The sequence below is a fragment of the Streptomyces sp. NPDC003036 genome (genome assembly GCF_040611175.1).
Lineage (GTDB): Bacteria > Actinomycetota > Actinomycetes > Streptomycetales > Streptomycetaceae > Streptomyces.
Map to the genome: position 1 here is coordinate 210073 of NZ_JBEXNO010000004.1, position 9101 is coordinate 219173.

General features: G+C 71.2%; 7 protein-coding genes and 1 pseudogene. 2 read left to right on the forward strand and 6 right to left on the reverse strand.

All coding sequences use genetic code 11. The annotated features are described in order from the left end of the window. Window positions 1-9: 9 nt before the first annotated feature. Window positions 10-621 (forward strand): annotated as a pseudogene (locus ABZX67_RS05085) (DedA family protein); the annotation flags it as partial. Here the strand turns inward: ABZX67_RS05085 and ABZX67_RS05090 are convergent. The 3 genes from ABZX67_RS05090 to ABZX67_RS05100 are packed head-to-tail and all read right to left on the reverse strand — an operon-like array spanning window position 590 to window position 5150. Continuing rightward, window positions 590-1411, reverse strand: a complete 822-nt coding sequence (locus tag ABZX67_RS05090) for an HAD family hydrolase (RefSeq protein ID WP_355354687.1) — start codon at window positions 1409-1411, stop codon at window positions 590-592. The pseudogene ABZX67_RS05085 and the gene ABZX67_RS05090 sit on opposite strands and share 32 nt — an antisense overlap. Next, on the reverse strand, window positions 1408-3960 hold the full coding sequence (locus tag ABZX67_RS05095) for a phosphoribosyltransferase (protein ID WP_355354735.1): 2553 nt from the start codon (window positions 3958-3960) through the stop codon (window positions 1408-1410). The genes ABZX67_RS05090 and ABZX67_RS05095 overlap by 4 nt, the downstream gene beginning before the upstream one ends. Before the next feature lie 26 nt (window positions 3961-3986). Further along, on the reverse strand, window positions 3987-5150 hold the full coding sequence (locus tag ABZX67_RS05100; protein ID WP_355354690.1) for an HpcH/HpaI aldolase/citrate lyase family protein: 1164 nt from the start codon (window positions 5148-5150) through the stop codon (window positions 3987-3989). A gap of 179 nt (window positions 5151-5329) precedes the next feature. Here ABZX67_RS05100 and ABZX67_RS05105 point away from each other — a divergent pair, with 179 nt between their 5' ends. Further along, a complete protein-coding gene (locus ABZX67_RS05105) occupies window positions 5330-6271 on the forward strand; it encodes a TerD family protein (protein WP_355354693.1) in 942 nt (313 codons plus the stop codon). Between the two features lie 27 nt (window positions 6272-6298). On the opposite strand, the gene ABZX67_RS05110 is transcribed toward ABZX67_RS05105, so the two are convergent. The 3 genes from ABZX67_RS05110 to ABZX67_RS05120 all read right to left on the reverse strand — a co-directional run bounded on the left by ABZX67_RS05110 (window position 6299) and on the right by ABZX67_RS05120 (window position 8948). After that, on the reverse strand, window positions 6299-7039 hold the full coding sequence (locus ABZX67_RS05110) for a Tellurium resistance (RefSeq protein WP_355354738.1): 741 nt from the start codon (window positions 7037-7039) through the stop codon (window positions 6299-6301). Window positions 7040-7144: 105 nt separating this feature from the next. Then, entirely contained in the window at window positions 7145-8287 is a 1143-nt protein-coding gene (locus ABZX67_RS05115; RefSeq protein ID WP_355354696.1) for a DUF475 domain-containing protein, read from the reverse strand. Between the two features lie 85 nt (window positions 8288-8372). Continuing rightward, window positions 8373-8948, reverse strand: coding sequence for a TerD family protein (locus ABZX67_RS05120; RefSeq protein WP_355354699.1), 576 nt, complete (start codon window positions 8946-8948; stop codon window positions 8373-8375). Between the last annotated feature and the right edge of the window lie 153 nt (window positions 8949-9101).

Here is a 9101-nt window from a genome sequence, read left to right on the forward strand (position 1 = left end):
CGTGGCTCCATGGAACGCTGGATCAACAGCCTCATGGACACGCTGGGCGCACCCGGCGCCGGACTGGCCATCGCCCTGGAGAACCTCTTCCCGCCGATCCCGAGCGAGGTGATCCTCCCGATGGCCGGCTTCGCCTCCGCCACCGGCCGGATGAGCCTGGCCGCCGCGCTGCTGTGGACGCTCGCCGGCTCGGTGATCGGCGCGCTCGCGCTGTACGGGGCCGGGGCGGCGCTCGGCCGGGACCGTACGGTCTCCCTCGCCGCCCGGCTGCCGCTGGTGAAGGCCGCCGACATCGAGCGGACGGAGGCCTGGTTCGCCCGGCACGGCGCCAAGGCGGTGTTCTTCGGGCGGATGATTCCGGTCTTCCGTTCGCTCATCTCCGTGCCCGCCGGGGTCGAGCGGATGCCCCTCCCCCTCTTCCTCGCGCTGACGACGGCCGGCAGCGCGATCTGGAACACCGCCTTCGTGCTCGCCGGTTACGCCCTCGGCGACAACTGGGCCGACGTCACCCGCTACGTCTCCCTCTACTCCACCGCCGTGCTGGTGGCGGCGGCGGGCGCGGCCGTCGTCTTCGTGACCGTACGGCTGCTCAGGCCGGGTAGGGGAGCGCGGCGGAGCGGATGAAGCGGCGCAGGATCTCCTCGCCCGCGACGACGCCCTTCTCCTCCAGCACGTCGACGTGGTCCGCGCTCCAGCCCGTGTCGGCGAGCTCCCCGTGGCCCGGCCGCCAGGCCCGGTCGGCGGCGAGCAGCAGGTCCGCGTCGAGGAGGGAGTCCCCCGCGGCCAGGACGCGGGACGCGCCGGTGCGGCGGGCCACTTCCCGCATGGCCGCGCTCTTGGTGAGCGGCTTCGGCACGGCGTACACCTTCCGGCCCTGGAGGGAGACCGTCCAGCCGCGCGCCTCCGCCCACTCGGCGAGCTCCTTCACCCAGCCCGCCGGCAGCAGGGCGCGTTCGACGACGAGGTAGGCGAAGAGGTCCTCGGCGACCCGCTCCTTGAGCAGCCAGGCGGGGTCGGCCGCGGCCAGCAGATGCGCGCGGACCTCCTCCAGCGTGGCGCACTCGTCGGCGAGGCGGCCGGCGACCGTGCGCTGCCAGCCCGCGTCGGTGACGCCGTCGACGAGGAGGTGCCCGCCGTTGGCGCAGATCGCGTACGCGGGCGCCGGGCCGGGGAGTTTGATCCGGTGGTACTGCTCGCGCGTGCGCGTGGTGGTCGGTACGAAGACGGCGTGCCGGGGCAGGTCGGCGAGGAGCGTGGCGGCGGCCTCGGTCATGTACGACAGCGGCTTGTGCTGGTAGACCTCGACGCAGAGCAGGCGCGGCGTCTCGGCGTCGGGCATGGTCAGGCCGAGGGCGGCGGGCGAGTAGATGAGGGTGCGGTCGAGGTCGCTGGCGACCATCGTCACGGTCATCGGCCCGAGACCGCCTTGCCGTCGGCGCCGGTGGCGCCCCGCGTGTACTGGGGGTGGATGAGGCCGACGCAGGTGTACGGCAGGCCGTCGACCTCCTCGACCGGCACGCCGCGCTGGTGGGCGAGGAGGCGTACGTGGTCGAGGTCGGCGCCCGCGCCGCGCTGGGCGAGGATCTTCCAGGGGACGCGGCGCAGCAGGACGCGCGTGGTCTCGCCGACGCCGGGCTTGACGAGGTTGACGTCGTGGATGCCGTACTTTTCGCTGATCCGCTCGACGGCCGCCCAACCGGCCCAGGTCGGGGTCCGGTCGGTGGCGAGGAGCTCCTTGACGTCGGCGTCGACGGCGTCGGTCACCTCCTCGAAGCGGGCGGCGACGGTGTCGAGGAAGTCGTGGGAGACGTCCGCCGCGGCGAGGTCGCGGTAGTACTTGGCGCCGTGGTAGTCGGCCGGGCCGACGAGGTCGGCGCGGAGCACGGTGCGCGATATCAGCCCCGACACGGTGGAGTTGAGGCAGGCGGAGGGGATGAGGAAGTCCTCACGGGTGCCGTAGGTGCGCACGCAGGAGCCGGGGTCGGCGAGGACCGCGATCTCCGGTTCGAAGCCCGGGAAGTCGCTGAGGGCCTCGGCCAGTTCGCGGGTGATGGCGCCCTTGCCGGTCCAGCCGTCGACGAAGACGACGTCGGCGGGGTTGTGGTGGGCGGCGAGCCAGCGCAGCGCGTTGGCGTCGATGCCGCGGCCGCGCACGATGGAGACGGCGTAGTGGGGCAGGTCCAGGCCGTGGCGGTAGTGCGCCCAGCGGCGCATGAGGACGCCGACGGGCGTGCCGGCGCGCGCGAGCGAGACCAGCACCGGCCGCGGCGACCGCTCCGCGAGGACGGTCTCGGTGACGGTGCCGACGGCGCGGGCGATGCGCGCCGCGGAGGTGGTGAGCGCGGCCCGGTACAGCTCCTGGTACTGCGGTGTCGGCTGGTACTCGACGGGCAGCGACTCGGCGTAGTGCGCGCCGCCGCTCTGGATCGCCTCCTCGCGCTCCTCGGTGGGCGCCTCCAGCTCGACGTCGGAGAGGTCCTGGAGGAGCCAGCCGACCTCGTCCGGGGCGTAAGAGGAGAAGGCGGGGCCGCGCAGGGGCTCGGGCAGCATGGGGACCGTTTCGGATTCGGGTGCGGTGTCGTACGACGGTACGTGCGAAGGAACGGGCGGGGGAACGGGCGACGGGACGTACGACGGGACGACGGCGAGCACGACGCGCGGTATGTGGGCGGCGAGTTGGGCCAGCAGCCCGTCCGGGGCGTGCAGGGCGGGCGTGTCGGCGGCGGAGTCGACCACGGCGACGACGGCGTCGAAGCCGGCGCCCGCGACGTTGTAGGCGTACCGGTCGCCGGGCCCGTCGGCAGGGTCGTCGTGGGCGGGGAAGACGAGCCGGGTGCGTATCGCGTAGCCGGGGTCGTCGACGGCGAGCACGGGCGAGCGGGTGGTGGTCGAGTACCGCACCTCGGCGGTCCCGCCGCGCCGCTCGAGGGCGACGGCGAGCGCGAGGGGCGCGTACATGAGCTCCTCGGAGCCGAGGACGAGCACGCGACGCGGCCGCGCCTCGGTAACGGCACCGGCATTGGCATCGGCATCGGCATCGGCATCGGCGCCAACCGCTGCGTGGGCCCCCGCCGCCGGCAGGTCCAGCGCCCTTGCGAGACGTTCCGCCATGGCGGGGAGCGCCGCGTCGAGGCGGGCGCGGTGTCCGGGGGTGAAGCCGTGGCGGCCGCCGTCGGGTACCCCGGTGGGCCAGCCGAGGTCCACGCGGCGCACCGCGCCGGTGCCCACCGCGCCGGTGCTCGCGGTGCCGGGCGCCGCCGATGCGGGCGGGTACGCCGCGACGAGCGCCTGACCCCGTTCCAGTACGCCCTCCGGCAGGCGCACGGTGCCCGAGGCGAGGGCCACCAGGTCCACCCGGGCGCCGATCTCGGTGGCGAAGGCGGACAGCCGGGCGCGGTCGGCGGGCGAGCGCATGTCGACCAGCGCCACGATCACGTAGCGGTCGCGCGGGTGGCTCTCGTGGAGGGCCCGCATCGTGTTGAGCACGGTGTTCCCGGTGGAGAACTCGTCGTCGACGAGCACCAGCGGCCCGCCGCCCGCCAGCAGCTCCGGGTCCTCGGGCAGCAGGAGGTGCGAGGTGGCGTGCGAGTGGGACTCCTCGAAGCCGCCCGCGCGCGGGACGCCCGGCACCGGGCGGCGCGTGGAGTGCAGGTACGGTGCGACGCCCAGCCCGTCCGCGACCGAGTGGCCGAGGCCGGTCGCGGTCTCCGCGTAACCGAGGACTACCGCGCGCCGGGCCTCGTCGGGGCCGAGCAGTTCGCGGACGCGGACACCGAGGTCGTAACCGGAACGCCACACCACGGTCGGGCTCTGCGGTACGTGCTTGCCGAGCACGTTCGAGACGAGCAGGTGTGCCCGCTTGGGGTTGCGGCGCAGAGCCAGGCCCAGCAGCTCGCGCAGCGCGGGGTCCCCGTCCAGCTCGACGCCCAGCCGCTCGGCCACCCACGTGCCCGTCCACACCACGTCGTCGTTCCCCCTCACGGCCCTCACAGGCCCAGTCCGGCGGTGAGCAGCTCCACGAAGCCGACGTCCTCCTTCGCGACGCCGAACACCTCGGCGCGCTGGAGGGTCCGCTCGGCCCAGGCGCGGTGCGGCTTCACCTCGTTCATCTTGTTCGTGTACGCGGAGCGCAGCACTCCGCCGCCGCCCCGCTCCGGCCGCAGGATGTCCTGGGCGTCGCTGAACTCCTCGTGGCTGACGACGGACAGCGCGTGCACCGGCATCACGTGCGACGGGTGGATGCAGGTCTTGCCGAGCAGGCCGTTGGCGCGGTCCAGCTCGATCTCGCGCAGCAGCCCGTCCAGGTCGTGCTCGATCAGCGCCGTGCGCAGCTCGTCGGCGCGCTGCTCCATGAAGGGGCTGCGGCGCAGCTGTGGCTTGAACATGCGCTCGCCGAGCCGGAAGTACTCCCACACCGGCCCGGTGATGGTGAAGCCGGTGCCGTCGGAGCGGCCCAGCACGTTCACCACGTCGCCGATCACGCCCGCCACGATCTGCACGTCGTACGCGGTCATGTCGGGCGAGCGGCGCAGCCCGTAGGCGGAGCAGAAGTCGGTCACACCGAGCCGCAGTGCCAGCACCCGGTCGCGGTACTTGTCGACGATCCGGCCGATGCCGGTGAGCGTCTCGGCGCGGGTCTCCAGGTGGAGCAGCTCGGGCGATTCGAGGACGGGCATGGCGAACAGCCGCCGCCCGCAGGCGAGCTCGGCATCCGTGAGCGCCTCCAGGAACGCCGCGCCACGCTCCTCCGTGAACTTCGGTAGTACGAATCCGGACAACAACCGGCCGGCCTCGCCGAGCCGCCGCGCGAGGTCCGGAATCTGGGCGGGCTCGCGGACCCGGACGAAGAGGAGGGGTGTTTCCGCGCCACGCGCCTGGAGATCGGTGAGCTGCCGGACGAGGTTCTCCTCAGCCGCTTCGACCTCACCGTCATCAATGGAATCTTCCAGGCACAGCACCATCGATACGACCCCGCGCCCCACCTGTTTCAGTACGTCGTCGGCGAGGTGCGGACGCGTGGCGGGGCTGTAGAGGGTGGCCCCGAGGGCCGCCGCCAGCATCTTCGCCGGGGAGTCCGCGGTGAACTCGCACGGCTGCCGGTGGAAGAGTCCGGCCCGGGCAGCGGGCGGGATGTGCCCGAAATGACGCATATAACTCCCCGAACTGCCCTGAGGGCCGTGATGACATGTGGCCGGTAATAGTACGTAGAGACGGGTGTCGTGGGTTCCCCGTCGGCATGAACTTCAGGTAACTCGTCTACTTATCGCCCCTCTGTGCGTCCGCACTCCCCCGCCCCCCGCGTTGTCCGGCCCGTGGGACGCCAGGCAGGATGGCGGGCATGACGCACGCCATGCTGAAGGGCTCGAACGTCCCGCTCGACGCCGCGGCCGTACGGGCCGTACTGTGCTGGACCCCCGGTCCCGGGGTCCCCGATGTGGACGCCTCCGCCCTGCTGCTCGGCACCGACGGTCGGGTGCGTTCGGACGAGGACTTCGTCTTCTACAACCAGCCGCGCCATCCCTCCGGCCTGGTCAGGCGGTTGCCGAAGAAGCGTGTGGCGGAAGGCCTGACCGACACGGTGGAGGCCGATCTGTCGGGGCTGGACGCGTCGGTGGACCAGGTGGTGCTGGCGGCGTCGTCGGACGGGGACACCTTCGACCGCGTACGGGACCTGCGGATCCTGCTGTACGACGCGGGCGCGGGCGCGGCCGGGGAGCCACTGGCCGTCTTCGAGGTGAAGCCGGAGACGGGCGAGGAGACCGCGATCATCTGCGGTGAGCTGTACCGGCGCGGGGATGGCTGGAAGTTCCGTGCGGTGGGGCAGGGTTATCCGACGGGTCTGATCGGCCTGGCGACGGCGTTCGGCATCTCGGTCGACGAGGAGGAGCCGGCGGGCGCGGAGCCGGCGGCGTCGAGCGAGCAGCCGGAGCCCCGGGCGGCGACACCGGAACCGGCGGCGGCATCCGCGGCGGCACCCACCCAGGTGCAGGTACCCGTACCCGCGCACGCACCCGTACCCGATGCGCCTCCGGCGCCGAGCATGCCCCCGGCTCCCGCCTCGCCTCCCGCGTACGGCTACCCGCAGCCGTCCTCGGCCCCTTCGCCGCAGCCGACGTCGGCCCCGGCCCCGGCTTACGGGTATCCGCAGCCCGGCTCGGCGCCCTCGCCGCAGCCCGCGTACGGATATCCGCAGCCGGCCGCCGCCGCGGCCCCAGCGCCGGACCCGGGTTTCCGGCTGCCGCCGATGGGGCCGCAGTTCGTACGGACGTGAGAGGAGCGGGACCTGAGAGGAGCGGCTTCAGGCCTTGCCTGCCTTGAAGCCGCGACCCCACTGCAGGCCCCACCCGTACAGCCGGTCCAGCTCGGCCTGGAAGCCGTACACGAACCGCACCTCCCGCCGTACCGTCAACTCGCCCTTGACGTTCTCCAGCAGGAACACCGCGCAGGAGCGGGCCTGCGGGGCCCGCTCGTCGAGCTCTATCTCGATGCGCGGGCCGTTGCTCGGGTAGAGCGTCATCTTCGCGTGCGTACGGTCGAAAGCCGGCGTCTGGTCGTAGATGTAGACGAAGAACAACAGCCGCTTGATCGCGTCGCGATGGTCCAGGTTCACGAAGATGGTCTCGCCGGACGGCGCGCCGAACCGGTCGTCGCCGCTGAGCTTCACGTACGGCGCTGAGTTGAGGTCGCCGAAGAAGCTGCCCAGCGGCTGGACGACGCCCTTGCTGCCGTCGGCCATCTCCCACAGGCAGCCGATGTCGAGGTCCACATTGGCCACGCCCTGGGTGTGTGCCTGGACCACCTCGGGCTTGAACAGCTTGGACGGGTGCCGCAGCAGCCGGCCGCTCTGCTTGGAGCGGCCCTCGATGTCGGAGGTGCGCATCCGCCAGGAGAGGTTGACGCGCAGGTTTCCGGTGGCGGCGCCCTGCTTGGTGAGCGAGACCGACGGGCGCCGCTTGGTCAGGTCGATGGAGTTCGTCGCGGCGCTGCCGGAGTCGAACTGCGCCGCGTTGTTCCGCCACAGGTTGTCCCAGAAGGCCATGCCCCGCCCCTCGTCTCCACTCGTCGTCACTACCCCTGCATACGCCGCGGGGCGGCCGGGAGCACCCGGCCGCCCCGCTCAGAGCGTTCCTCGTTGCCGCGGTCGTCACACTCCGGACGGGACCTTGGCCTTCTTGTCGTCCGGTCCCGCTCCCCCTTCGGCCGCCAGCCGCTTGTTGCGGCGGACGGAGGAGAGGAAGGAGGCAGCGATCAGGAACACACCGACGGTGCCGGTGATGAGCTCACTGATCTCGTGCTGGATGGTGATGAGCAGGATCACGGCGAGGGCGCCGATCGCGTAGTGCGCGCCGTGCTCCAGGTAGACGTAGTCGTCCAGGGTGCCCTGGCGGACCAGGTAGACGGTGAGCGACCGGACGTACATGGCGCCGATGCCGAGGCCGAGCGCCATCCAGAAGATGTGGTTGGTGATGGCGAAGGCACCGATGACGCCGTCGAAGGAGAACGACGCGTCCAGCACCTCCAGGTACAGGAAGAGGAAAAAGGCGGCCTTGCCGGCCAGGCCGACCGCGGAGACCGGCTTGCCCTCCTTCTTGGCCTTCTCCTCCTCCTCGTGCTCGCGCTCCTCCTCTTCCTCCAGCTTGTTCTCGAAGTAGCCCGAGAGGCCGCCGACCACCAGATACGTGATCAGGCCGGCGACGCCGGAGAGGAGCACCGTGGCGGACTTGTCGGCATGGCCGGTGCTGGTGTGCGCCTGGGTGGCGAAGGTGATGGCGCTGAGCAGAAGCGCGATCAGCGCGATGCAGACCGACAGCATGTCGACCTTGCCGAGCTTGGCGAGCGGGCGCTCCAGCCAGCCGAGCCACTTGATGTCACGGTCCTCGAAGATGAAGTCGAGGAAGATCATCAGCAGGAACATGCCACCGAACGCGGCGATCGCGGCGTGCGCGTCGGTGACGAGGTCCTCGTACCGCTCGGCGTCCTTCATGGCCAGCTCGACCGCTTCGATCGGACCGACCTTGGCGCTGATGGCGACGATGACGACGGGGAAGACCAGCCGCATGCCGAAGACCGCGATCAGGATGCCGATCGTCAGGAAGATCTTCTGCCAGAAGGCGTTCATCTTCTTGAGGATTCCGGCGTTGACGACCGCATTGTCGAAGGACAGCGAGATCTCGAGGATCGACAGGATCAGTACGACCCCGAACGCCTCCCACCCCCACTGCCAGGCGGCGAATGCAAGGCCGAGCGCCGTGACGGCGAACGACCAGCCGAAGGTTTTCAGAACCACTGGCTACCCCATCGTGATTTAAGTACGGGTACGGGACTCCCCCGCGCCGTGCGCGCCGGGTTTTGAACCGACCCGGAGCAGTGCTTTAGGAAACATTGACCCCGAAGTCTAGAGCGATGCCCCGGAGCCCCGACGCGTACCCCTGCCCCACCGCACGGAACTTCCACTCGCCGCCGTACCGGTACAACTCGCCGAAGATCATCGCGGTCTCGGTGGAGGCGTCCTCACTGAGGTCGTAGCGCGCCAGTTCCTGGCCGTCGGCCTGGTTGACCACGCGGATGAACGCGTTGCTCACCTGACCGAAGGTCTGGCCGCGGTTGTCGGCCTCGTGGATCGAGACCGGGAAGAGGATCTTGTCGCAGTGGGCGGGCACCTTGGAGAGGTCCACGATCAGGGACTCGTCGTCACCGTCTCCCTCGCCCGTCAGGTTGTCGCCGGTGTGCTCGACGGAGCCGTCGGGGCTGGTGAGGTTGTTGTAGAAAATGAACCACTCGTCGCCCAGCACCCGGCCGTTCTGGCAGAGCAGCGCGCTGGCGTCGAGGTCGAAGGGTGCTCCGGTGGTGGAGCGCGCGTCCCAGCCGAGCCCGACCAGCACCCGGGTGAGGTTGGGTGCGGCCTTGGAGAGGGAGACGTTGCCTCCCTTGGCGAGCGTGACGCCCATGACGGTGGTCCTCCCCTGAGGTGTACTGCCGTGTATTGCCCTGTGCCGGTGCATGAGGCACGTCCGGCGACACCGAGGACGCCCGCGAGGTCGGCACCGAGGGGCGGCTCGGCGGCCAGGCCGACGTGAAGGGCGTCTCGGGCACCTGGAAGG

Bases quoted from the DNA above. Each gene is read 5' to 3' on its own strand.
- ABZX67_RS05090 (WP_355354687.1), bottom strand. From the start codon at position 1,411: ATGACCGTGACGATGGTCGCCAGCGACCTCGACCGCACCCTCATCTAC.
- ABZX67_RS05100 (WP_355354690.1), bottom strand. From the start codon at position 5,150: ATGCGTCATTTCGGGCACATCCCGCCCGCTGCCCGGGCCGGACTCTTC.
- ABZX67_RS05105 (WP_355354693.1), top strand. From the start codon at position 5,330: ATGGCGGGCATGACGCACGCCATGCTGAAGGGCTCGAACGTCCCGCTC.
- ABZX67_RS05110 (WP_355354738.1), bottom strand. From the start codon at position 7,039: ATGGCCTTCTGGGACAACCTGTGGCGGAACAACGCGGCGCAGTTCGAC.
- ABZX67_RS05120 (WP_355354699.1), bottom strand. From the start codon at position 8,948: ATGGGCGTCACGCTCGCCAAGGGAGGCAACGTCTCCCTCTCCAAGGCC.